This is a genomic window from Streptomyces herbicida, from assembly GCF_032656585.1.
Lineage (GTDB): Bacteria > Actinomycetota > Actinomycetes > Streptomycetales > Streptomycetaceae > Streptomyces > Streptomyces herbicida.
In genome coordinates this window covers 173,435-195,817 of sequence record NZ_JAUYWJ010000018.1, presented here as the reverse complement: position 1 = coordinate 195,817, position 22,383 = coordinate 173,435, and the positions used below count along the sequence as shown (strand labels likewise).

Below are 22,383 nucleotides of genomic sequence, written 5' to 3'. Positions count from 1 at the left end.
AGTCCACGTCTATCACTGGCCCAACCAGCCTGACCAGGGATTTCGTCATGGCGTTCAGGTTGCGGTCAGGCTGCCTGTACGGTTTTGAAACTCATGCATTAGAAGCCTCAAAACAATGGCAAAGGCACCTGTAGAACCGGGACTTCACCGTGTCATCGTGCGCTTCATGACAGCAGAGCACCTTCTCGATGACCGCCCCCTCGCCCCCCTCCGTGCCATGGCCAACAAGGTGCCGGAAGTGACCGTCTACTTCTGGATCATCAAAGTGCTGACCACGGGAATGGGCGAGACGGCGTCGGACTTGCTGGCCCGTCTGCTCGGCCCGGTACCAGCAGTCGCGCTCGGTGGCCTGGCCCTGGTGGCTTCCCTGGCCATTCAGCTCGCTGTCCGCCGGTACGTCGCATGGGTGTACTGGACCGCCGTCGTCATGGTCAGCGTGTTCGGCACGATGGCGGCCGACGTCCTGCACGTCGGACTCGGCATCTCCTACACGGTGTCCACACCGCTCTTCCTCACCGCACTGGCCGCCGTATTCGCCCTTTGGTTCGCCAGTGAGCGGACCTTGTCGATCCTCAGCATCCGCACCCGCCGCCGCGAGGCCTTCTACTGGGCGGCCGTGCTCGCCACGTTCGCCCTCGGCACGGCGGCCGGCGACCTGACCGCCACCGTCGGCTTCGGATACCTCGGCTCTGTCGTCCTCTTCGCCGCCGCGATCTGCGTGCCCGCGGTTGCCCATCGCTTCACCGGCCTGAACGCCGTGACCGCCTTCTGGACCGCTTACGTGATCACCCGTCCCCTCGGCGCCTCCCTCGCCGACTGGATGGCGCTCGGCCACACCCGGGGCGGGCTCGGACTGGGGCTGGGTCCGGTCACCCTCGCCTGGACGGTGGCGATCGTGTCCTTCGTGGGTTACCTGGCCGTCTCCCGTGACGACGTGCCGGATGGTCAGGCGACCTGACGGCCGAGGCTGAATGTCGGGTGGCGGGCGTAGTAAGTCTGCCAATGGGGTGGTGCCGGGACGGGCCTGTCCTGGTGCCCGGAGTCCTTGTTCGGCCGACCGCCGAAGGCTCATCCGCGCTCGCGGAGGTACGCCTCCAACTCGGCCGCCCCGGCCAGCATCGCGCGCCCACGGGCGGACAGCCGGCCGCGCCAGTCGCCCAGTGCGGCCTCCAGCGGTTCCAGCCCTCCGGCCGCCCGTACCTGGGCGAGCAGCGGGGCGATCTGCTCGAGCAGGTAGCCGCCGCGCCTGAGCTGGTGGGCCAGCCGGGCGTCCCGCACGTCGGAGTCGTCGTAGACGCGATACCCGGTCAGCGGGTCGCGCCGCGGGCGCACCAGTCCGGCGCGCTCCCATTTGCGCAGCGTCGCGGGTCGGATTCCGAGCTTCTCCGCCAGCGGACCGATGAACGTGCCGTCGGGCCCGGGCCCGGGCGCGGTGTCGGGGCGGGCGGTCGTGGTGGGCTCCAGGTCGCGCAGGGCGCGCTCCACGGCCTGGAGGGTCCGGCGGTCCTCGAGGAGCTGGGCGTGGCTCTCGTCGATGAGGCGGAACGCCCCGTCGACCGCACCCTCGTTCACCGCCCGCATGATCGACGTTGCCGTCGGGTGACCGTGGCCGGGCACCAGGGCGAGGAACGCGCGCAGGGCTCGCGCGTGCAGCGGTGTATAGGTGCGGTAGCCGTGGGGTGTGCGACCGGCGGCCGGAAGGATGCCGGCCTCCTCGTAGTTCCTGACCGCCTGCGTGGACAGACCGTGCCCGCGCGCCAGATCAACCGGCCTGAGCCGTTCGCTGTTTTGAAGGTTCCGCCCCATAGAACTGACGATATCGCGGAAAAGTTTCAACCGAAGGTTCAACGATACCGTTGAAGGCATGGCTACTGACATCAAGGACACCGCCCAGCCCGTCGAGGCCGCCGCCATCATGAGGCTGCTTCCGGCCCGGCCCCGGCTGCTCGCACTGGGCGAGCCCACCCACGGTGAGGACACGCTGCTCGACCTGCGCAACGACCTCGTCCGGCAACTCGTGGAGCAGGAGGGCTTCCGGACGGTCGCGATCGAGAGCGACTGCATGATGGGCCTGGTCGTGGACGACTACGTCAGCTCGGGCACGGGCACCCTCGACGAGGCCATGGAGCACGGATTCAGTCATGGCTGGGGTACCTCCGAGGCCAACCGCGAACTCGTGTGCTGGATGCGCGCGTACAACGACGGCCGGCCCGAGTCCGAACGGCTCCGCTTCGCCGGCTTCGACGGCCCGCTGGAAATCACCGGCGCCGCGAGCCCCCGGCAGGCCCTCACCGCACTCCACGGCTACCTCTCGGCCCAGGTGGACGCGGACCTGATCCCCTGTACCGCGGAAGCACTCGACCAGCTGCTCGACACCAACGACCGGTGGACCAATCCCGCCGCGATGATGGACCCGGCCCAATCCGTGGGGCAGTCGGCCCAGGCCGGTCGGCTGCGACTGCTCGCCGACGACCTGGTGGCGCTGCTCGACGAGCAGATGCCACACCTGATCACGGCAACCTCGCGGGACGACTGGGACCGGGCGTGCCTGTACGGGCGAACCGCCACCGGCCTGTTGCGCTACCACTACTGGATGGCGGACACCTCACCGGCTCGCATGAACCGGCTGCTGGGCGTGCGGGACCAGATGATGGCCCACAATCTCCTCGCCCTCGCCGAACGGGGCCCGGCACTCATCCACGCCCACAACTCCCACCTCCAGCGGGTGAAGAGCACGATGCAGATGTGGGAGGGACCGGTGGAGTGGTGGAGCGCCGGCGCGCTGGTGAGCGCCCAGCTCGGCGACGGGTACGCCTTCGTGGCCACGGCCCTCGGCACGATCCGGCACCAGGGAGTGGACACGCCGCCGCCGGACACCGTCGAAGGACTCCTGTACGCGCTCCCGGATGACCGCTGCGTCATCGACGGCCCGCGGCTGGCCACGGCCCTCGGCGATACGCGGCCCGTGCGCCGCGAATCCCCCTGGTTCGGCTATGCCCCGCTCGACCCGGCCCACCTGGCGGACAGCGACGGGATCGTATTCGTCAAGGACGTCCCACAGATCCAGCACCACTGACTTCGGCTCATCAGGGAGTTCATCTCGAACTCCGCGATGACGATGGAGCGTTGGTTGTATTTGTCCCGGCTGACACCACCGCCGACGAATGGTCTCGTTCACCGCCGTCGGCGACTTGCCGGCTGACAGCCCGGTATGTGATGGGTGCTCCATGACGGCAGGCTGGTGAGTTCTCGGTCGCTGGACAGGTCGAGCGTGAGTGTGGTGAGGCAGGCCTGCGCGTCGATGTAGGCGATGACCAGTCGGTCTCGGCTGTCGAGGAAGACGGCGGGGGCATGGACGAACGGGCCGCCGCCGAGCGGTGTCCACTCCTGTCGTATCGGGCTGCCGTCGAGGGGTTGAACGCAGAGGCTGAGCCCGTGTTCGTCGGTGCGTTGGATCAGGGCCGCAGCTTTCCCTCCGGACAGTGCGGTGTGGGCGAGGGGACCGAAGCCCGGAGTGGTGGCGGCGATCTCGGGCTGCGTGTTCCACGTGCCGTTCGGACGGTGCTGACGGTTGGCAACCAGCCATCCGGTCCCGGGCTGCCGGGAGTACATGAGGAGGCTCCCGTCCGGCTGCTCGATGAGCGACATGGGAGCGGCAGGCTGGGCGAGTTGGGTGCCGTAGTCGCGGGTGAAGCCTCCACCAGGGGTGGTCTGGTACCAGCGCAGGACGCCCATGCCACTGGTGCTGCTGGTGCCATAGAACTCGACGGTGCCTTCCTTCCTGGCGATGGCAGCCATGCCTTCCAGAACGCTGCCTTTCAGGTCGCTCCAGGGCTCCCATCTCTTCTCGCTAAGGAGACGAGAGCTGAGACCCGTACCGAAATTGCGGACTGCGACCCGAACGCCGTCACCAGACGCAACGATCACCGGCATGCCCAAGGCCCGACGCTGGGGTTCGTGTTCTGCCGAGGTGCTGTACGGGCTGCCGATGTCGCTCCAGGCACCGAACTCGCCTGTCACGGGATCCTCGGCGATGTGCAGGAGGTTGCGCTGCTGCTGTTCGGGGGAGGGGCCGACCGCAGCCCTTACCGCGATGACGTGGACGCGGCCGCCGGCGTCGCGTGTCGCGTCGAGACGCGCAACGACGCGGCCGCCGTCGGCCGGCAAGTGGCCCAGTGGTGCCGGTCCCGACCACGTGTCACCGCCGGGCTGGTCCTGGACCCACATGACCGGTCGGCCGCCGAGCACGGCGAAGGCGGCGAGCCGTCCGTCGGACAGTCGTTGGAGCCAGTTGGTGCTGGAATGCCAGCGATAGTTCGTGCTCTGCCCGTAGAAGCGGTTGTACGCACGGTTGCCGAGGGGCCTGTCACCGCACAGGCCTGGCGGTTGCTCGCAGTCATGGCCGTCCTCGCCGCCGTAGACCGCCAGATAGGAGAACTTGCGGGCGGCCTGCTGGGGACTGAGGTTCCGGGGGCGCAGCTTGTTGCAGTACCCCACGTAGCTTTCGACGGCGGCGGGCCGTTGGCGGCCGGTTCGCTCGTACTTCTCGAGCGCTGCCATGGCGAAGAGGGCGGCGGCCGTGTGATCGGAGTTGTCGCAATAAGTGATGCCGCCCGTCTTCTTGTCGATCACGGTCCACTGTGGATCAGGGTTCATGATGCGAACGACGGCTGGGGAATAGCCCTGCAGAATCTCGGTGAGCGTGCCGATGAGGGCATCTCGGGTCAGCGACTGCCCATCGCATCTGGCGGGGATCGGGCTGGATGTCGGGCGCAGCGTGGCCAGCTTCTTACTGGTCTGCTGCCACAGATCGAGAAGGTTGGCATTCTGCGCGCCCCGGCCGGTGCGCAGGTTGAGGAAGAGGAGTGTGATGTGCCCCTCGGCAAGGCGGTTGATCTCTGCTGTGACTCCCCGGATCTTCATCACGGAGCGCTGCCAGGTGGCCCGGCGGCTGCCCGTGACCATGAATGCGTATGCGGCCCGGATTCCATGCTGGCGGGCGGCCGTGTAGCCCGCGAAATCAGGCGCGGCGGTCCTGCGGGCTGCATCGTCCATGGCGAGATTGATGCCGTCGGCTTCGCCCGTCGTCAGGTACACATTGACCTGGGGTATCCCGGAATGCACGGATTGCCAGAGGTCTGGCGTCATGAAGTACAGATCATCGTCCGTGTGGGCACAGATCTGTACGTGGGGTGCCAGGACCGTGGACGTGCGCTTGCCCGACGACGCGACGGCGGAGAAGGGATTCAGCAGACGCATGGCGTGGAGGACCTTCCTGATGATGATGCTGAAGAGGACCATGCAAGGACGCGTGTGCAGGGATCCGGGGACGGCCTGCACGGCGCCGATCAGAGTTGGGCAAGGCCTCGTTTCAGGCGGCGTCCGAGAGGGCGCTCGACGTATCGGTGCACCAGCCAGGCAAGAATCAGCATTGCTGCGACCACCAGACAGAGCAACGCGCCGGGCGGCGCGTGCGGAGACAGCACGCTGAACAGCTCCCGGCCGATGTCCTGATGGAGCAGGTACACCGGATAGGTGAGGGTGCCCGCGACGGCGAGCCATCGCCACGACATCCAGGAGAGTTTCGTCGTGGCGACGAGCGTCATGATCCCGAAGCTCGCTGCGATGATGACGATCACTGGCCATGACGGAACCGTGTGCCCCATGTACGTGCCCGTGTTCTTCCATGTGTTCAGCGCGAAGGGGAGTGACGCGCAGAAGCACAGCAGGACGATGCCGGTCAGCATCAGGTTCGGGCGATACCGGTGCATGAGATAGAGCGCGATGCCGGCGATGAAGTACCAACTGCTGTCCGGCATGAGCAGGAGCCGTACCGGGTCGTTCACCGGTGCCCGGGCATAGAGTGCGCCGGCCGCGGCCCAGATGCAGCAGAAGAGCAGCACACGGCGGTAGGTCAGTCCCCACCACGCGACGATCGCGAACAGAAGGTAGAACCTCAGCTCCACGAAAAGCGTCCAGTACGCGCCGTCCACATGGGGCACACCGAGCGCCTCTTGAAGCATCGTCAGGTTGGTCAGTACATCGCTCCCCGGCAGCGGGTGCGCGCCACCGGGGATCACCGCGACGGTCACCGTGGTCGCGACGACCGCGAACCAGTAGGCCGGATAGAGCCTCACCACACGCGAGACGAAGAACTCCCGCAGCGACTTGTCCCAGCAGCTCATGCAGATGACAAAGCCGCTGATCAGGAAGAAGAGTTGGACACCAAGCCAGCCGTATGCGGCAACAGGGAAGGCAGCTGGGAATATCGCCTTCACGTCTGTGTGCCAGCCGCCGCCCCGGGCCAGGTAGTGATAGGCCATCACGGCGAGCGCTGCGATGAGTCGCAGCGCGTCCAACACGTAGAGTCGCTGAGGACGGTCACCGGCTCCTGCGGCGTCCCCGTTGTCTTGCAGTGCTGAACTGCGCGCGCGACTGACTTGATCAAACACGGCCTTGTCTCTCCTGTGAACAATGGGAAGTGCCTCGTCGGGGCGCGTGTGGGGTCAGCTTCTTTCGAACCGAGACGGCACAGGAAAGTAGGCGGTGAGGAAGGCCCGCAGGACGCGGTCCTGTTCGTCTATCGGGACCTCTGCGTTCGGAGATTCGCCGATGCAGAACACGCTGTGGCTGCGTGAGGCGAGCAGACGGCTCAGACGGGTGTGGTGGTCGTAGCGGCCGGCGTTGATGAATGAGCTGGAAAGGGCGGAGGGGTGCGACCGGCCGGTCAGATAGCTGTAGTGGTGGTGCAGTGAAGAGGGGACGGACACGTCCGTCCTCGCCCGGAAGACGCTGGATGCGGTGGTGGCGATCTCGCTCGGGTACTTCTCCTCGATCTCGGTGAGTACGCTGCGTCGAAGCGGGTGGGGGGTGTGCAGAAAGCCCTGTGTGGCGGTCCGTTGGAAGTCCCGCTGGAGCAGGGCGCGGTTGTTCTTGGCAGCGGCGAAGTAGCCCTCGTCCTCCTGGGACAGCGGCACGGGAGGAACCGCGGTGGGTGACCAGAAGAGGCGGGTGTGGCCGTTGCTGGTGAAAAATGCCTCCGGGGTGAGGGGGCGGCCCAGGAAGACGTCGTCGTTGAAGTAGAGAAAGTGCTCTGACAGGCCGCTGATGTGGTGGAGTTGGCTCTCGATGGCGTGTGAGTTGAATGTGGGCAGCCAATCCGCCTTGCTGAAGATCTCACGGTGGCTGACGATCGTGACGCCGGGCTGGGAAGTGTCCAGCCAGTGCGGGATCTGGTCGTCGGTGACGATGTAGATGTTGCGGATCCAAGGGGCATACATGGCCAACGACCGCAGCGAATAACGTAGTTCGTCGCGGTTGCGGAACCGCACATCCCCGCTGTCCGCCTCTTCGTCGGCGATACCCGCAGCCTTCCGTGCCGCGTCGCGCCGTTCGCGCCACTTGGGGTCCGTGTCGTCGACCCATGTGTAGACGGCGTCGATGGGGAAGTCGATGTCCCCGATGAGGCGGTCGGTGAATGCTGTCGCGGTGGGATAGTCGCGCTCGCCGATGCGCAGTTGTGCAGTGGGTTTCAGATCGGGCAGGCAGGGTCCGATCAGGGTGGATCCGCGGGGAGCCCGGCGCCAGCCGGGCAGCTCCTCGCTCTCGTCGTTCTCGGCCCAGAATTCGACCTGGCAGCCGTACGCGGGGCCATAGCGCAGTGTGCGGCTCTCAGTGGTCACCGGTTTGAAGACGCGCAGGCCCATGACTTCCCCGACTGCACGCAGCCGCTCGGCCAGAACCGCACCTGGAGCCACTCCCTTGGGAGTGATCAGCTCCGCGTAGACGGGTTGGGCGTGGAGCGCGGTGGCGAGAGCATCGAGAACTTGCTCGCGGTGTTCGACCTCGACGGCGAGGCGATGGGTGGGCGTGCTGTCGCGCACCATGAGGTAGGGGACATGGTGTGCGGTGAGCGCTTCGGCTACGAGCTCGAGATTCCACTCGGCCATGCGCGCCGCGGAGATGTCGTCTCGTACCTCGGCGAGACGGCCGGCGCTTCTGACGAGATTCCCCGTACGGTCCTTGGCCTGGAGCATGACCTCCCTGGCCTTCTGTTCGTCCGTGGAAGCCGCAAGCATGCTGACGGGGGCAGCGATGTTGAAGTGGCGGCTTCCGCCGGCGGCGACCCTGCGAGCCATGCGGTCCGCACGGTCGGCGGTACGGCCAGCCGTGGTCCGGCGGTCGGCCAGTCGGGTGAAGAGTTCTTCCCACTGAGACGTGATGCGCTGCGCCGAGAATCGCTCCTGAACACCGGCACGGCCGGCCGCGCCGTACGACTGGCGCAGCGCGTCATCGGCCATCAGCGTGGACATCGCATCGGCCAGGGCTTCCTTGTCTGCTGCGGGGACGAGCAGGCCGTCGACTCCATGGCGGATGATCTCTGCGGGGCCGGTGACGACGTCGTAGGCGATAACGGGCAGGCCGGCGGCCATCATCTCCAGCAGGACCAGAGGGAACGCCTCGTTGCGGGAAGGCAGCAGAGCCATGCCCGCCTTGGCCCACTCGTTTGCCATCTGGGTGGACTGGCCGAGGAGTTGGACGCGGTCGTGGAGGTTCAACCCGTCGATCATCCGGCGGAGACGAACTTGCTGCGGCCCGTCCCCGAAGATGCGCATGGTCCATTCGGGGTGCTGTTGGGAGAGGGATCCGAACGCTTCGATGGCATGGTCGAGCTGCTTCTCGGGCGTCATTCGGGCGGCCAGGACAATCGTCTTGTGCGTGAGGTCCGAGCGGGGCCGAAAGCCGTCCGGGACGGCATTGGGTATGGCAGCCAGGACCGGTGCGGCCGAGCCGAGGGAGTCGGCGAACCACTCGCTGGTGCGTTCGGTGAGTGAGACGAGTGCGTCGACCGCAGGTGCGTACATCAGCAGTGGTTCGCCGGTGACCCCGCGCAGCTGGGAGGCACGATGTTCCTGGTGGATGGTGATGACGTTCCAGGGCACCAGCTCCGCGGCGGCAGCCAGAAGAGCCGGAGTCGTCGTGATCAGCACGTCGGTGTCCAGGACGGAGAGCGCTGCCGTCATCTCGATGTCCGAGAGCCGGTCGAACGTGGGCTCCCAGTCGGGCTTGATGATCTCGCTGGGGAGCGAGGTGAGGAAGCGGCACGTCCCCTCGTCGAGAGTGCTGGCGCGCACCGGCCGGCCGACGGGCCCGGTGCGGTCGACGAGATAGCGGCGTGACACCCCGAGGCCTGCCTCGAAGAAGGGTTCCTCGGCGGTCCTGAAGACGCTGAGCACTTCCACTTCATGGTGTCGTGCCAGGTGCGCGGCCTGGGTGTAGACAGCCATCTCTGTGCCGCCCATCCCGTCGGCCCAGGTGAGCAGAAAAGTGATCTTCATCGGGTGCTGTCCTCGGGTGTCGGAATGATGGTGCAGCTCACCGCGGCCCTTCCGCCTCCGGAGACATGCGCGTGTACCCGCAGCAGCGTGCCGTCGGGCAGTGCGACGGTACGGAAAGGAGTTCGGAAGACCTTGCTGGGATATCGGACGTCGGTCAGTTGTCGGCCGATCTTGATCTTCGTGCCGCCGCACCGCAGACGCAGGTCCCACAGACGCGCCGTCTTTGCTCCCACGGACATGGCGGCGAGCGGTACATCAAACGTGAACCGATCTCCCTGCCACTCGGGACGGATCGGGACGATGCTGCCCACTGTCCGCGGTACCGCTTCCGCAGTGAAGCGTGAGGGCTGGAGACCAGGCGCGATCAGCCGGCCGTGGACGGTGATGCGGTCCCATCGCACGGAGAAGCCGGTGAGTTCGGCTTGCCGGCGCGGAGCGATGACTTTGAGCATCACGTGACCCTCGAGGGAGCGCACGAGCCGAAATACCGTGCCGGAACCGGCACTTGGACAGGACGGGCGAGTGGGCCCACCCCCAGCGGGCGTGGGCGGCACCGTCACAGCGAACCGTGCCGTGGAACCCGAGCGGTATGCGATGACGACAGTCAGCCGCCACAGCCCGTCCCCGAGTCTGAGACCAGGCTGCTGCGGGTCGTCATGGCGGGGATGGCACAGCGCTGTGGTGGCTGTCAGCAGAGTGGATCCGTCGTGCTGGCACTCCGGATCCAGGGGAATGCTGCGTGACTGCGTGCGCCGTTCCATGTGCAGGGACGCGGATACGAGTTCGTCATGACCAGCGGGTTGAGGCACAGCCACGTTGAGCGTCCCGCCACCGAGCACCGAGAGGTGAACCGGGCGCAGCGCCGGCCGGCCACGCCCCGGACCACCGAAGGCGGGAACAGTTCTGATCTGTTCCATGCTGCCACGGGCTCGACCCACCGTACGGCGGGCCCGCGCCGCAATGGTCACGGCATGGGACAACAACGCTTGGTTCATGGCACTCGGTTACCTCTGCTTGCGCTTGACGCTGGAACATAAAAGTGGACGCACACTTGTTGGCCAACAGGACTGCTCCCCGCAACCATTCGTTCCCTCGGAAGCCTGTGATCCCTGTTACGGCCGTGACAGTGAACCTGTCCGTTTTTGGCGGCATCCTCACCGAGGCGAAGGTCTCTTGCACTGCCGGCGCTCTTCCCGGCAGCCCTGGAGAGACCGGGAAAGGTAAGGCTCACCATGGACCCAACCGCCGCCGAACAAGAAGTGCCTCAGTCACCGATGCAGTCCCGAACTTCCTCAGCTGAACCGCGATCCACCAACAGCCGCTCAGTCAATGCTGAAGGAGCTGCTCTTGTCAGGGCCTACCGCGCCTTAATGCCTCACCGGCTGCGGCGAACCATCGCGCGCCGATACTCGCCCGAGTCGCGAAGGAAGCTCAAGGCTTTGGTGAGTGGTGCGTCCGTGACGGCCGCCGTGCGCCGCATGATGCAATCGCTGCTGGCGCTGCTGTGTCGTTCACGGATTGCGGCCACGGGTGCCGTCGTCACGTGGGCCCATGGCCGTGCGCGTATCGCATTCAGTGAGGTGAGCCTTGCGCCGCACGTGGCCCGGGCATCCAACCTGTCCAAGGTGACAGCCGCCCTGGAGCACTCCGGCATCGACTACTTCTGCATACGCGGTCAGGAGCGGCACTCCACCATCGTCGCGGTGCCCGTCGGCGACCGGCAGCGGGCCGTGAGCGCACTCCGCAAGCTGTGTCATGAGGTGCCGGGGTATCTGGTACGCCGAGGAGCCCGCGGTTCCCGTATCGCTCCTGCCTACCGGGCGCGCGCGTGGCGGGCGGGTTCAGGTGCGTCGACGCTGCGCCTGTTCTGGTTCCACACCGAGCCCAGTGAACATCTGGTACTGGGGCCCGAACATGCCTGCGAGATCGAGTTCTGGGCGCCGGAGGACGGCATGCTCCACGCACCGCGACGCAACGCGGTCACCGACTCCGTGCCTCTGGAAGAGCCCGAAGTGCGGTCCCCCCTTGCGGACTTCACGGCGCCGACCGGGCTCCATGTCACTTCCACCGCAACGGTGCGCACCCGCAAGGCCTTCACGGCACTGCTCCCGGGAGACGTCACCTTTCCCGTGGATGCGGTCTACACCTGGGTCGACGGCAACGATCCGGCGTGGTTGCGCCGTCGGGCCGCCGTGTCGAGCGAGGGACTTCATGTGGAGGCGGCCAACGCAGGCAGGTATGCCGACCACGACGAACTCCGATACTCGCTTCGTTCGCTGTCCATGCACGCCCCGTGGATCCGCAACATCTACCTCGTCACCGATGACCAGACGCCGGAGTGGCTGGACACCGCCCAGCCCGGCATCAAAGTCGTCAGCCACCGCGACATATTCAGTCGGCAGGAGTACCTCCCCACCTTCAACTCGCACGCCATCGAAAGCCAGCTCCACCACATCGAGGGCCTGTCCGAGCAGTTCCTCTACTTCAACGATGACGTCTTCCTCGGGAACGAGGTCCTGCCCGAAGACTTCTTCCTCGCCAACGGCCTGAGCAAGTTCTTCCCTTCACCTGCCCTGGTGCCCCTCGGCCCCCGCCTCACCGAGGACCCACCGGTTTCACTCGCGGGCAAGAACAACAGGGCCATCGTCCAAGACCGCTTCGGCAGGCTGCTGGTACAGAAGATGCGCCACGTCCCGCACCCCCTGCGGCGCACCATTCTCGACGAGATCGAAAAAGACTTCCCCGAACAGCACCAGCTGACGGCCAGCACGCGATTCCGGGGACCCGACGACCTGGCTGTGCCATCGTCTCTGTACCACTACTACGCGTTCCACACACAGCGCGCTCTGCCGTCGGAACTCTCCTATGTCTACGTCGACGTGTCGTTGCCCAACTCGGCGAATCGACTCGACCAGTTGCTGCTGAAACGCGACAAGAAGGTGTTCTGCCTCAACGACACCTGCTCGACGGAAGCAGACTTCGACCGGTGCAACCGGCTCTTGAGATCTTTCCTCGACACTTACTTTCCCGTGCCGAGCCGATTCGAGAAACCCGCCTGAATGCCGGATGTCAACAGCGCCGTCCGAGAACCGTTTCGGTGCTGCGCCACCGATGCGCTCCTGGCTACGACTGCCTGAGACGAGTCGGTGGTGTCAGGGCGCGTCGTCACGTCCTACTCATCCCGATTCCAGGCGTGGAGCACGTCGAACACACAGCTGTCGCCGTGGAGTTGGAGGGAGTCGATCGCGCTACGGTGGTACAGAACGAGGACCACGTCACTGGCCGTGCCCCGGGCGGAGGCGACGACCGTGTCCTGGCCCTCGCCGGCAGCGGTGTCGGGCATGGCGCCGGGCGTGGGGGGACGGGTGAACCGTACGCCGTCGACGGACAGCGAAAGGTGCCGGGAGCGGCCCTCGGTGGCGAGGAAGTCGACGGCGGAGGGCTTGTGCGCGGCCAGGCGCTCGTCGTCGGGCAACAGGTGGACACGAACTCGTCGACACCGTCGAGTGCCGCCTCGTCCGGCAGCGGTTGCGGGGCACCCAGGGTGATCTGTCCAGCAACCGCGATTCGGGCCGGCCTCGCACAGCGCGCCCAGTAGCTGCTGCGTCGATGCGGCAGTCCAGGCAAGCAGAGCCTCGGGTTCCCGAGGCGCAGCCTCGACGCCCTTCGACGTGGACTTGACCGGTGGAGCGGCAGCCGGGCCGACGTTGACGGCGGCGGCCCAGAAACCGGCTTCATCAGGCCGGTCCCCTTGAAGTACACCAGGACGGTTTCGTCTTCCCCGTGCGGTCTTCTCCAGCCACGCCACGACGCCGCAGTTGATCCACAGTGTCATGCTCAGCACCGTAACCGGGGCCACCGACACACCTCATGTCCCCTCGGCGAGAGCTCCGTCGTCTCGGTGCGGGCGTGCGGACGGCCCATACGGGTCTCGTTTGTCCGTCGTCCGACCGAGGTGCTGCCGAGCCGAGGTCGACCTGCCGCTGTTCGCACCGCTGGAGTGCCGGGTTCTGCGTTCCCGCGGCTTGGCCGGAGCCCGCCCCTGACCACATCGGGGAGCCGTCAGGCCGTCCGTGGGCACCCGTCCGCATACCCAGCCATCCGCCCCCAAGGTCGCGCGCGGCGCTCAGCCAGGCCCTCGGGCAGACGCCGGGCACGGTTGTACGCTCCGCCCTCTTCCGAGACTGGAGGCGCCGCCCACGCTCGTCTCGTTGTGGATCTCCGTCAGACACGAGATCCCCGACTATGCCGAGTAGGCGCGGAAGCAGCGTCTTGAGTCTCTCAAAGAGACACCGGCTCGAATCTGGCGGATGTCGGCCGGAAGCGGTGTGTATGCAGGTCAGCGCTTCGAGCGCCCCGTACTGCGTGCTGCGGCCCGGTTCCGGATCGCTCTGCACTGCATGGCGGGCCACGGCCGGAATCCATTGGGGGTCGCCCTGCGTGAGCAAGTGGTAATCGTGCGTGCGGTTGTCGTCCCTCGTGCGGCACGGGATGCTGAGGGAGCACGGAGGGAAGCGGTGTCATGGATCGTTTTCCGAATACGGCCAACGTCGATTTCCACAGTCCTTTGGACCTCTCCAAGGCCGCCGCCGCGGTACTGGACGCCGACGGCCGCATATCCGGGTGGGGAGCCTCGGCCCAGCGTCTCCTCGGACATTCCCCGGAGGATGTGCTCGGAAAGCCGGCCGGCCGACTGCTGGCAGGGGCTTCCGGACAGCGGCTGTCGGCCCTCTGCAAGACGCAGAGACCCCGCAGCACCGTCCTGGACCTGTGCTGTCGGGACGGACGTACCCTGCGGGCGGCCGTGACGTTCAGCCCGCTCGAGCACCTGGGTGTCGCCGCAACCGTCGTGCTCGCGGCCGAACTGGAGGCGCTGCGCGGCTGGGAGGCGCAGCTGGCGATGCTCCAGGGAATGGCGACCGAGTCGACCGTGGGCCTGACGATCTTCGACACCGACATGCGCGTCGTCTGGGGGAACGTCTCCACCGATCTGGAGCTCGCGGGGATCGCCCAGTACATCGGCCGACCGGCCGCGGATCTCTTTCCGGAAGGCGAATTCATCTCCCGCCACCATCCCCCGGACGAGGACCAGATCATGGAGCACGTCATGACGACGGGCGAACCGATCATGGGCATGCACTATCGCGGCCGCGCCCCCGCCGACCCGGTGCGCGAGCATGTCTGGTCCTGCTCTTACCACCGGTTGGTGGACGCCCGGGGTGAGCTGCTGGGGCTGTTCGAGGAGTCCCTGGACATCACCGACCGCTACCGCGCCCAGGAACGGCTGTCGCTGCTCGTCCGGGCCGGAAAGCGCATCGGTGCCTCGCTGGACGTGCGGCGTACCGCCGCGGAGCTCGTCGACGTGGCGGTACCGCAGCTGGCGGACGAGGTGCTCGTGGACCTGCCGCCGGCGGTCATCGAGGGACGTCAGCCCCCGACGGGCTCGGCGCCGGGGCACAGTCTGCTGCGGATGCACGGCAGGACCCCGGAAGAGTTCCGGACCAGTCCCGTCTCCTATCCACCGTCGTCGCCGCAGGCTCTGAGTCTGGCCACCGGCCGCCTCGTCGTCGACGCCTCCCCGCCCGAGGCGCCGGGCGAGGTGGGATCGGCCGCCTCGCACTCCGGCCTCTTCGTGCCGCTGCTCACCCGGGATGCCGTCCTGGGCCTCGCCACCTTTCGGCGCAGCAGCAACCCCGACCCCTTCGGGCCCGAGGAGCAGACGCTCGCCGTGGAACTGGCCGAGCGAGCTGCCGTCGGCATCGACAACGCGCGCCGATACACCAGTCAGCATGCGGCAGCCCTTGTACTGCAGCGAAGCCTGCTGCCCCAGCACCTGCCCGAGCAGAGCGCGGTCGAGGTGGCGTACCGCTACCTGCCTGCCGACAACCGCGTGGGCGTCGGCGGCGACTGGTTCGACCTGATTCCGCTGTCCGGTGCCAGAGTGGGCATGACCGTCGGTGACGTGGTGGGCCACGGCGTGCACGCGGCCGCGACCATGGGGCGACTGCGCGCCACCGTACGGACGCTGGCCCTGCTGGATCTGGATCCGGCCGAATTGCTCACCCGGCTGGACGGCCTGGTCGCACAGGACTCGGAACCCCGCGCAAATGACGGGCTGAGCGACGAAGCGCTCGGGGTGACCTGCCTGTACGCGATCTACAACCCCGTCAACGGCCGTTGTACCTGGGCAAGCGCGGGTCATCCCCCGCCGATCGTGGCCGATGCGAGCGGCTCGGTGGCCTTGTCCGCGCTGACGCCGGGACCGCCCCTGGGGCTGGGCGGCCTGCCATACGAGAACGTTGACCTGCACTTGTCCAGCGGCAGCTTGGTGGCGTTCTTCACCGACGGCGTCGTGGAGGACCGGCGCACTGACATCGACAGCGGGATCGACCGCCTGGCCCAGGTTCTCACCTGGCAACGATGCCCGCTGGAGGAGCTGTGTGACCGGGCGCTGTCGGCCTTGCCGCCCGGACCCCAGGTGGACGATGCCACGCTGCTGCTCATCCGCACCCGGCGGCTCGACCCCGACCATGTGGCGGACCTGGAGCTGCCGCCCGACCCGGCCATGGTGGCTCACGCCCGCACACTCACCGAGCGCCAATTGGAGGCCTGGGGCCTGTCCGAACTGTCGTTCAACGCCGAACTCGTGGTGAGCGAGCTGGTCACCAACGGCATGCGGTACGCCACCGGACCCGTCATGCTGAGGCTGATCAAGGATCGCTGCCTGCTGTGCGAGGTGTCCGACAACGCGCACACCGCGCCACACCTGCGGCGAGCGCGTCGGGACGACGAGGGAGGCCGCGGCCTGTTCCTCGTGGCCCAGTTGTCCCAGCGCTGGGGCACGCGGTACACCGCATCCGGGAAGACGATCTGGGCCGAACTGGCCTTTCCTTAGCTGGAGGCGGATGGAGCCGCGCCGCTCACCGACGCCGTGGCGCCACTCTCACGTGGTGGCCTGCCAGGGCCCTTCCAGGTCCTTGGTGACCTTCCGGACCAGTTGTGCTGCGCGGCCGTCAGCGGACGGCCCATGGGCGGGCGTCGTCGCAAACCCGCCGTAGCAGAGCCAGGACCTCGGTATTGAGCGTGTCACGAGGGGACTCGGGCGCCCGAGCACGGAGCCGGCCAGGGTGTTTGCCCGAGCGCAGACCGACGGCGATCGAAAGAGTCTCGATACCTGGGTCCGCCCCTTGGCGAACGGCGACCGGCCCTGCCCCCGTGGACGGCCACGGAAGCCGGTGATCATGGGATTTCCACCCCGTCGGCTCTCCGTCGTTCAAAGTCAAGCCGAACCGCCGCGGAGCCCTCGCCGACAGCTGTAGCGACCCGCTTGACGCTTCCGCTGCGCACGTCGCCGACGCAGAAGACGCCGGGCACACTGGTTTCAAAGGGAAACGGCGCTCGCAGGCCTGGTGGGAAAGCGTCGAGTTCGTGCCCGGTGAGCAGGAAGCCCTCGGAGTCCACCGCCAGTTGGGCGTCGAGCCAGCCTGTGCACGGGGTGGCACCAATGAACACGAAGACCGCGCGACCTCCAAAGCGGAGCGTTTCTCCGTCGTGGGGTCCACGGCCTCGAGCCCGGTGACCGCAGAGCCCCCCGTAATGCCGACTGCTTCCGTTCGAACCCGTACCTGGATCTTCGGGTTGGAGGCGATCGCGTCGATCAGATAGCGCGACATCGAGTGGTCCAAGTCCTGGCTCCGAACAACGAGATGGACCAGATCGGACGTCCGGGACAAGAACATCGCTGCCTGGCCGGCCGAGTTCGCACCGCCGATCACAGCCACGGGCCGTCCGATCGAGTGCCTGGCCTCGGCCACCGTGGCGGCGTAGTAGACACCGTTGCCCTCCCAGGCCTCGATGCCGGGGACGGCCAGGCGCCGGTACTCGGCTCCGGTGGCGATCATCACGTCGCGAGCCTTGCAGACCCGTCCGTCGTCGCACCTGACAGCGTGCAGACCATCGTGGCTCACGAAGGCCGTCGCGCGGGCGTTCCGGCGGAGCTCGACCCCGAACTTCGTCGCCTGGATCGCCCCCCGGGCAGCCAGCTCAGCGGCCGGGAGACCAGCCGGGAATCCGAGGTAGTTCTCAATTCTCGAGGACGTGCCGGCCTGGCCGCCGAAGGCGGCCGCGTCGACGAGGGCCGTGTCAAGCCCTTCAGAGGCACCGTCCACCGCCGCTGCCGGACCGCCCGGACCTCCGCCAACAACGAGCAGGCCGCACACTGCGCCGTATCACGGCAGTTGAGGCGCTCCGCGCATCGGCCCCCACACGGCAGGAAGCTCATTCCTCGATGCGCAGGGAACGCCGAGTGCGCTTGAGCGCGGTTCGGAGAGGGCGCGGGGCGGAGCAAGCTCCGTACGAAGGCGATGATTTCCTCGCCGGGGCCGTGAGCGTCGGCGCCCCGAGGACGCGCCGACGCTCACGGCCCCGCCCCGCAGGCCTTTTCCGGCTGGGCCGCGCCGCCCGAATCCACGAAATGGGATCATGTGCATGTGATGACTTGAAGAACTCTTCAATTCATGGGCACACGTCAGCCCGGCTTTGGGACGGCCTAAACCTCGAGCTGCTCCTCCACTTTCTTGAGTTGATGGCGAGCCATCGCCAGGTTCGAGCGGGTCTTGTCGAGCACGAGGTACAGGAACAGCCCGTTGCCGTTACGGCCGGCGACCAGCCGGATGAGGTGGTACTGCTTCTCCAGGGTGATCAGGATGTCCTCGACCTGGCCCTTGAGACCCAGACGCTCCATGGTGCGCACCTCGGAGCGGATGACATCCGTGTTCCCGGCCGCGGCGACCGTCATGTCCAGGCCCTTGCCCCCGCCCAGGGTGCCAAGGGCCATGCCGCTGGTGTAGTCGACGACGGCCGCCCCCAGCGCCCCATCGACCCCCGCCATCATCTCCTTCAGTGACACTTCCACATTCGTCATCGGAGCCTCCCCTTTGGTTGTCGGCTTCAGCGGGCCGCCGGTTCCGGACCCGCCCTCGTGGCCGCACCGTAGGCTGGCGGATCCGGCCCCAGGGGCGCCTCTCCACAGGTGACACACAATGATCGAAAGGCGGTCTGCAAAGCTCGCCCGATGACCAGGATTGACGCGCAGGCCCAGATGCGGCGTCCGCGGGTTCGTACGTTGTTCAGGTTGGGGGGCACGATGACCCTGCAGCCGGTTGTTTTACAGGGAAGTCCACGGTGTACTGACGCTCCGGTACGGCTCCGGCGGAGTGAAGCCGACCGCTGTCAGGTCGGCCACGGCCTGCTTTGGAGCGCCGGCCCATGGTGGATGCAGAACGATTTTCGGCAGTCGGCCGTGCCCAGGGAGCCGTCGAGGCCGCGTGATGGAGTGCCGGGGCGCCCTCGGGCGACCAGGAGCACCAGGTCGCGCCGAGTGGCGTACTTCAAGGTTCGGGCGGTTGGCTCTCCGGTTCGTACTCTGTCGCACCCGGGAGACGGATCGAACTGCGGTATCGCAGGCGCAATGGAGGCCGCTCCGGCCTGAGGATCACATCCAGACGCGGAGCGGCCGTGCACCGAGGGCTCTCTCTTCCTCGGTGAGGAAATGGCCTACTGCACTGTCACGTTGACAGTGGGAGAGTGGGTCTTACCCGAGGCAACTCGGAATTGTTGAGTGCCTTTCATGTTCACTCGGGTCGCGAGGGCGTACGCGTTGCCCTTTTTGACCTTGGAGTTGACGTGAAGCGGAACCCACTTACCGCTCTTGTTCATCTGCAGGATCACTGATGCTCCGGTCCGAATGCCAGAGGTGCGCCCGGTGAACCGGACCGTGTGCCCGGCCTTCACGGTCGTGGGGCTTGCCTTGACCGTGATCGAGGCGGGGTGCGACGGCGTTGTATTGGGCAGCCGCTTACGGCCTGTTGAAGGTCAGGCAGTTCAAGTGGTTGCGTGCGTCGTCCAGGCAGATGTACAGGAAGTCCGCTCCGCCGACGACGTCTGCGGGGACGGCCACGGAGATGGCAATCGACTTGCCGCACACGGGTTTGGTGGTGCGTTCGCTCAGCCGGGTGTAGTTGGGGCCGCCGTCGGATCGGTAGGCCGCGACGTAGGTCAGGCGGCAGCTCGATGCGCTGACCGACTTTTGCTCACCGGTGAGCTGGACCGACCTGTTGTACCAGGTCAGTGTCCCCTTGGTGTAGGTCTGGCCGTAGGGGACCGCGTACTCACTCGTCGGGTAGGTGGCGGCGTTCGCGTGCCCGACGGGCAACACGGACAGGATCGCGGTTGCCAGTCCCAGCGAAGCGACGCGTCTTGCCGTAGCAAAAGCCATGAATCCTCCGTGAGTTACTGAAGAGCCCGGCCGGGCTCGGACACCAGTGTTCCTGTTGACGGGCCTCTGCTGCGGGCGTCCGGGGGAAGATCTGCAGTTCCTCGAGGAACTGCTCGTACAGGGCCAGCAGTTCACTGGCGTGGAAGGCCTGCCCGTGGGCTCCGGTACAGGCGTACTGCATGCGGGCGGCTGGCTTCCACACCTGCGTGTGAAAGAGCCACAGATGCGCGCAACTCCTGTCCGTGAAGCTGTTGTCGCGTAGTTGCGGCTCTGAGTGGTCGATCAACTGTGGTGCAAGTCTTGCCAGTTGTGGCCAGGTCTCCTAAATTAAGCGCGGCGTTAAGTTCACTTAACTGAATACTTAAGCGAGGTTGCCGTGCCGCACCGCGCAAGACCACGTATCCGCAGGATCACCGCTGCCGGGGCTGTCCTGGCCGCCACGATGGCGCTGGTCGGCGGAGTGAAGTCAGGACCGGCCGAGGCGGCCGTCCCTCCGGTCCATACTCAGCACGTCGAGTACTTCCCCGGACCTCGGTCCGAGCCCCGTCAGGTGACCGTCCCGTCGGACGCCCCTGGCCGGATCGTCCGCCGTAGGTCGGCCCTGGCGGGCACCACCCCGGCGGTGAAGGCATTCCAGCGCACCGGACCGGTGTCCGGGCGGCTCGACCTGGTGGTGATGGGCGACGGCTACACCGAGGACGAACAGGGCGAGTTCACGGCCGACGCCGAGGAGAAGCTGGACGCGATCTTCGGTATCGAGCCGTACCGGAGCTACCGCGGCCTGTTCAACATCTGGTTGGTCAACACCGTCTCCAACGAGTCAGGCGTCTCCGGTGACCCGGGGGCCGACGTCGTGAAGGACACCGCGCTGGATTCCTCCTTCTTCTGCGACGGCATCGAGCGCCTGCTGTGCGTCGACACCGATGAGGTCGCGCAGTACGCGGGCCTGGCCCCGGACGCGGACATCGTCTTCGTTGTCGCCAACTCCACCAAGTACGGCGGTGCGGGCTACTCCGCCGCCGACCTGCCGCCGGGCTCCACCTTCCACGGGGTGGCGACGATGTCGTCCGACAACGACAGGTCCTACCTCATAGGCGCCCACGAACTGGGCCACTCCATAGGTCACTTGGCCGACGAGTACCAATACACGGGCTACGGCACATACCCTTCCGCCGAGGAACCGGCCACTGCCAACCTCACCATCCGCCGCGATCTGGGGGCGACGAAGTGGTACCGCTGGCTCGGGGCCCAGGACCCGTCCGGTTCGGTTGTGGGCACGTACGAAGGCGGGGGGTACTACGAGGCGGGCATCTACCGTCCGACCGAGACGTCCATCATGCGCTCCTTGGCCTCGACCGAGTTCAACGTCGTGGGCCGCGAGGCGATGATCGCCGGCTTCTACGCCGACGCTGACGCGCTGACCTCATCCCTCCCTCGATCCCGGCCCATCGGGCAAGGACGCCCCATCACGGTACGCCTCGCACCACTGAGCGGCCTCGCCGATCTCGAACTGACCTGGTACGTCGACGGCAGGCGGGTCCTGTCGGCGACGGGCGATCTGTCCGTGACGCCACGTGAACTGGGGGTTCGAGGTCGCGGCCACAAGGTCACGGCGACCGTGACCGACCACACGACGGCCATGCGGGATCCTGCCATCCGAGCACAGGCCATCACCTCCCTGACGTGGACGGTACGCTGACACGGAGGCCCTTCCCGCCCTGCCCGCTGAACAGGTCGGGCGCCGGACCAGCGTCGGCATCCTCGACCTGTCAGCCCGCTGATGGTCCGTCATCGGTCTGAGGAGCGAACGGGACCACCCCGTTCTTGCGGACGGCGATTGTCCCTGGGAACGACAGCGGCCACTCTTCGATGCCGGTTCACCTCTCCGGTAGCAGAAGTCGGACTTTGGAGAAGGCGAGGCCGTGCTCGTGGGTCACCCCCCCTGTCTCGGCCACCCACACCCCAAATGCGGGCGATACAGGTGATGTCCGGTCGTGACGGCGTCGTGGGCCGCGCCATGCCGGGAGAATGAGCTGTCCCAGGGGCGGGGGATTGGCGCTCGTGGAACGGGCTCGGTGTGAGGCGTCGTACAGGCGCAGAGGCGCGTGCTCACGAGGCTACGCCTCGATCCGCCGCCGCAGGCGTCCATGACTTGCCGTGCCGCTGTCTCCTCGGCCATGGCGGCAGCGTAGGCGGACAGACTGGCCCGGTCGCGAGACAAAGAGCAGAACGCCGATGGCAGCTTGTGGCCTGGTGTCGCTGGAAGTGGATCCGGACGTCGCCGCCGTGTTTGAGGTACTGAGTCAGCAGTGGAACAGCATCATCCGGCACGCCCTCGCCCGGTGGGTGGCCCGGCACGGCGAACTGAATGCCGTCATCCCCCCGATCAGCACCACGATGCTCACCGATCGGCTGTCCGCCTCATGTTCGGTCACGTCGCACCAGCGGTCTTGTGGACTCGTTCGAGGGCTGCTCCTTACAAGTCGCTGACGTGCCGGTCATCTGCCGGTCCTGCGCTGTGAGCGTCTGGCACGGTGGTCCAGCACCGGCAGTCCTGTGCGCGGCGTATCCGCCGTGAGCCCCCGCTTCAGCAACAGGACGGAATGGTCAGCGGCCCTTCGGCCCGTCTGACCGTGCGAGGAGGCCGTCGCTGCGGCATAAGAGAAGCTGCTGCTGCAGTGGCATGGGCGCCCCGGGCTTCTGCTCGGGGCGCCCGCACGACCAGGAGTGTCCTGTGCACGCCGTCCGTCAGCTCGCCGCCAGTCCCGG

The 22,383-nt window shown here is 66.9% G+C and carries 15 protein-coding genes and 1 pseudogene; 6 read left to right on the top strand and 10 right to left on the bottom strand.

The genetic code is table 11. The features are described 5' to 3' along the window. The first annotated feature begins 166 nt into the window (after positions 1-166). Positions 167-958: a COG4705 family protein gene (locus Q8A52_RS33410; RefSeq protein ID WP_316758263.1), complete on the top strand. Its 792-nt coding sequence runs from the start codon at positions 167-169 to the stop codon at positions 956-958. 110 nt (positions 959-1,068) lie between these two features. On the opposite strand, the gene Q8A52_RS33405 is transcribed toward Q8A52_RS33410, so the two are convergent. Beyond that, positions 1,069-1,806, bottom strand: a complete 738-nt coding sequence (locus tag Q8A52_RS33405; RefSeq protein WP_316758260.1) for a TioE family transcriptional regulator — start codon at positions 1,804-1,806, stop codon at positions 1,069-1,071. 58 nt (positions 1,807-1,864) lie between these two features. On the opposite strand from Q8A52_RS33405, the gene Q8A52_RS33400 reads away from it, so the two are divergent. Further along, complete coding sequence (locus tag Q8A52_RS33400) at positions 1,865-3,076, top strand: erythromycin esterase family protein (RefSeq protein ID WP_316758259.1); 1,212 nt, start codon at positions 1,865-1,867, stop codon at positions 3,074-3,076. A 98-nt stretch (positions 3,077-3,174) separates the two neighbouring features. On the opposite strand, the gene Q8A52_RS33395 is transcribed toward Q8A52_RS33400, so the two are convergent. Genes Q8A52_RS33395 through Q8A52_RS33380 form a run of 4 tightly spaced genes read right to left on the bottom strand, consistent with a single transcriptional unit; the run spans position 3,175 to position 10,255 of the window. Next, entirely contained in the window at positions 3,175-5,301 is a 2,127-nt protein-coding gene (locus Q8A52_RS33395; RefSeq protein ID WP_316758257.1) for a PIG-L family deacetylase, read from the bottom strand. 47 nt (positions 5,302-5,348) lie between these two features. Continuing rightward, positions 5,349-6,452 carry an acyltransferase family protein gene (locus Q8A52_RS33390; protein WP_316758255.1) on the bottom strand — a complete coding sequence of 368 codons (1,104 nt, stop codon included), beginning with the start codon at positions 6,450-6,452 and terminating at the stop codon, positions 5,349-5,351. Positions 6,453-6,506: 54 nt separating this feature from the next. Continuing rightward, positions 6,507-9,338 (bottom strand): stealth conserved region 3 domain-containing protein, encoded by a 2,832-nt coding sequence (locus Q8A52_RS33385; RefSeq protein ID WP_316758253.1) that lies wholly within the window; start codon positions 9,336-9,338, stop codon positions 6,507-6,509. Beyond that, positions 9,335-10,255, bottom strand: a complete 921-nt coding sequence (locus tag Q8A52_RS33380; RefSeq protein ID WP_316758251.1) for a hypothetical protein — start codon at positions 10,253-10,255, stop codon at positions 9,335-9,337. The genes Q8A52_RS33385 and Q8A52_RS33380 overlap by 4 nt, the downstream gene beginning before the upstream one ends. Before the next feature lie 540 nt (positions 10,256-10,795). On the opposite strand from Q8A52_RS33380, the gene Q8A52_RS33375 reads away from it, so the two are divergent. Continuing rightward, positions 10,796-12,397 (top strand): stealth family protein, encoded by a 1,602-nt coding sequence (locus tag Q8A52_RS33375; RefSeq protein WP_316758248.1) that lies wholly within the window; start codon positions 10,796-10,798, stop codon positions 12,395-12,397. A 113-nt stretch (positions 12,398-12,510) separates the two neighbouring features. On the opposite strand, the gene Q8A52_RS33370 is transcribed toward Q8A52_RS33375, so the two are convergent. Beyond that, positions 12,511-12,813 (bottom strand): hypothetical protein, encoded by a 303-nt coding sequence (locus tag Q8A52_RS33370; protein ID WP_316758246.1) that lies wholly within the window; start codon positions 12,811-12,813, stop codon positions 12,511-12,513. Between the two features lie 12 nt (positions 12,814-12,825). Further along, a pseudogene (locus tag Q8A52_RS49215) lies at positions 12,826-13,173 on the bottom strand (maleylpyruvate isomerase N-terminal domain-containing protein); the annotation flags it as partial. Between the two features lie 687 nt (positions 13,174-13,860). Between Q8A52_RS49215 and Q8A52_RS33365 the strand changes: the two are divergent. Next, positions 13,861-16,233: a SpoIIE family protein phosphatase gene (locus Q8A52_RS33365; protein WP_316758244.1), complete on the top strand. Its 2,373-nt coding sequence runs from the start codon at positions 13,861-13,863 to the stop codon at positions 16,231-16,233. Between the two features lie 118 nt (positions 16,234-16,351). On the opposite strand, the gene Q8A52_RS49210 is transcribed toward Q8A52_RS33365, so the two are convergent. The 3 genes from Q8A52_RS49210 to Q8A52_RS33355 form a co-directional block, all read right to left on the bottom strand. After that, a complete protein-coding gene (locus Q8A52_RS49210) occupies positions 16,352-17,557 on the bottom strand; it encodes an NAD(P)/FAD-dependent oxidoreductase (protein ID WP_408649296.1) in 1,206 nt (401 codons plus the stop codon). A 329-nt stretch (positions 17,558-17,886) separates the two neighbouring features. After that, entirely contained in the window at positions 17,887-18,261 is a 375-nt protein-coding gene (locus Q8A52_RS33360; RefSeq protein ID WP_316758242.1) for a hypothetical protein, read from the bottom strand. Between the two features lie 933 nt (positions 18,262-19,194). Continuing rightward, complete coding sequence (locus Q8A52_RS33355; RefSeq protein WP_316758241.1) at positions 19,195-19,614, bottom strand: hypothetical protein; 420 nt, start codon at positions 19,612-19,614, stop codon at positions 19,195-19,197. Positions 19,615-20,164: 550 nt separating this feature from the next. On the opposite strand from Q8A52_RS33355, the gene Q8A52_RS33350 reads away from it, so the two are divergent. Both Q8A52_RS33350 and Q8A52_RS49205 read left to right on the top strand, forming a co-directional pair. Beyond that, a complete protein-coding gene (locus tag Q8A52_RS33350; RefSeq protein ID WP_316758239.1) occupies positions 20,165-21,313 on the top strand; it encodes a M64 family metallopeptidase in 1,149 nt (382 codons plus the stop codon). Between the two features lie 536 nt (positions 21,314-21,849). Next, a complete protein-coding gene (locus tag Q8A52_RS49205; RefSeq protein WP_361618166.1) occupies positions 21,850-22,104 on the top strand; it encodes a winged helix-turn-helix transcriptional regulator in 255 nt (84 codons plus the stop codon). Positions 22,105-22,383 lie beyond the last annotated feature (279 nt).